1 protein-coding gene and 1 pseudogene are annotated in these 2,396 nt (G+C 73.7%); both read left to right on the top strand.

What is annotated here, in order from left to right; translation table 11 throughout:
* The coding region (locus HW445_RS27085) for an ATP-binding cassette domain-containing protein (protein WP_180223504.1) at positions 1–1,632 on the top strand (1,632 nt) is incomplete at its 5' end.
* Positions 1,633–2,396 (top strand): annotated as a pseudogene (locus HW445_RS27080) (NHLP bacteriocin export ABC transporter permease/ATPase subunit); the annotation flags it as partial.

Here is a 2,396-nt window from a genome sequence, read left to right as displayed (position 1 = left end):
CTGCTGGTGCTGGTCGGCGCGGCCGTGCCCGCGCTCAGCCGCACCTACATCGACACCTTCCTGATCGGCGGCCAGACCTCCCTGCTGGGGGTGCTGTTCACCTCGATGGGCGCCTGCGTGCTGCTCACCGCGGTGCTGACCTGGCTCCAGCAGGGCAATCTGCTGCGCGGGCGGATCATCTCGTCCACCCTCTCCAGCGCCCGGTTCCTGCGCCATCTGCTGCGGCTGCCGGTCACCTTCTTCTCCCAGCGGGGCCCGGCCGACCTGGTGCAGCGGCTGGAGTCCAACGACTCGGTGGCCGAGACCCTCTCCCGGGACCTGGCCTCCGCGGGCGTGGACGCGGTCGTGGTGGTGCTGTACGCGGTGCTGCTGTACACCTACGACCCGCAGCTGACCGCGGTCGGGATCGGTGTCGCGCTGCTCAACGTGGTCGCCATGCGGGTGGTGGTGCGGCTGCGCGCCACCCGCACCGCCAAGCTGCGCGCGGACTCAGCACGGCTCACCAACACCGCCTACACCGGCCTCCAGCTGATCGAGACCATGAAGGCCACCGGCGGCGAGGACGGCTACTTCCGCAAGTGGGCCGGGCAGCACGCCGTCACCCTGGAGGAGCAGCAGCGCCTCGGGGTGCCCACCGCCTGGCTGGGCGTGGTGGCGCCCACCCTGGCCACCCTCAACAGCGCGCTGATCCTGTGGATCGGCGGCATGCGCGCGGTGGAGGGCCACATCACGGTGGGTCTGCTGGTCGCCTTCCAGGCGCTGGTCACCCGCTTCACCGCGCCCCTGACCCGGCTCAACGGGGTGGCCGGGCGGATCCAGGACTTCGCGGCCGACGTGGCGCGGCTGAAGGACGTGGAGAACTTCGGCCCCGACCCGCTGCACGCGCGCGGCGGCGGGGACTCCACCCGCCGGCTGCGCGGGCACGTCGAGCTGCGGGACATCGCCTTCGGCTACAGCCCGCTGGACGAGCCGCTGCTCAGCGGCTTCGACCTGACGGTGGGCCCGGGGCGGCAGGTGGCGCTGGTCGGCGGTTCCGGCAGCGGCAAGTCGACGGTGGCGCGGCTCCTGTCCGGCCTGTACACGCCCTGGGAGGGCGTGATCCGGATCGACGGGCAGCGGCTGGAGGACATCGCGCGCGGCACGCTGGCCGCCTCGGTCGCCTTCGTCGACCAGGACGTCTTCCTCTTCGAGGGCACGGTCCGCGACAACGTCGCGCTGTGGGACCCGTCCGTCCCCGACGAGGCGGTGGCCGAAGCCCTGCGGGACGCGGCCCTGTACGACGTGGTGATGCGCCGCCCGGGCGGCATCCACAGCCCGGTCGAGCAGGACGGCCGGAACTTCTCCGGCGGGCAGCGGCAGCGGCTGGAGATCGCCCGCGCCCTGGCCCGCCGTCCCAGCGTCCTGGTCCTCGACGAGGTGACCAGCGCGCTGGACGCCGAGACCGAGCTGGTGGTGATGGACAACCTGCGCCGCCGCGGCTGCGCCTGCGTCGTCGTCGCGCACCGGCTGAGCACGGTCCGCGACAGCGACGAGATCGTGGTGCTCCAGCACGGCGGGATCGTCGAACGCGGCACCCACCATCAGCTGCTGGCCGCGGGCGGGGCCTACGCACGACTCGTCAGGGAGCGGTAGATGACCTCCGGGCACGAGGGCGACCGGCCCTCGCGGGAAGACGGCCTCCAGGCGCTCGGCGCGCTGGGCACCCTGGTGGACTGCTCGGGCCCGCGGCTGAACCTGGAGGGTCCGCAGGTGCTGTGGCTGGTGGCCGAGGGGGCACTGGACCTGTTCGCGGTGGACGCGGTGGGGCAGGGCCACTGGTACCACCTGGGCCGGCTGGAGGCGGGCTCGCTCCTGCTCGGCCCGGTCGCCGGGCCGCAGCACACCCTGGTCGCCCGGCCGCTGCGGAACTGCGTGGTGCGCCGGATCCAGCTGCGCGAGCTGTACCAGCCGGTGACGGAGCAGACCTGGGTCCACGACGGGTACGGCAGCCCGCGGCCCCTGGACCCGCACCACGGCGCGCCGGAGCCGGGCCCGCTGGAGCACGCGCTGGCGCTCGGCATGGGGCGGGGCCTGTCGGTGCTGTTCCAGGCACCGATGGCGGCGGTGTTCACCGCCGAGTTCACCGAGGGGTTCTCCTCCGAGCCGGGATTCCAGCAGGCCGCCGAGCACCTCGCCAGGAAGGCCGACGAGGACGTCTTCTGGATGGACGTGCCGCCCGGCAGCGTCGCCCACGGTGCGGTGTACGGCGCGGAGGCCGCCGCCGACCTGCTCGTGGACCCGGCGCTCTGGCAGGGCATGGTGGACCGGCAGTTCCGGCTGCTCTCCACCCTGGACCGCTGGATCGATCAGCAGGAGCGGTCGCACGAGAGCCGCGCCGCGGCGGGCGTCCGGGCGGG

Origin of the sequence: Streptomyces sp. UH6 (assembly GCF_013421635.1) — a bacterium.
Taxonomy (GTDB): domain Bacteria; phylum Actinomycetota; class Actinomycetes; order Streptomycetales; family Streptomycetaceae; genus Streptomyces; species Streptomyces abyssomicinicus.
The sequence above is the reverse complement of the archived record's forward strand: the minus strand, read 5'-3'. Positions and strand labels throughout refer to the sequence as shown.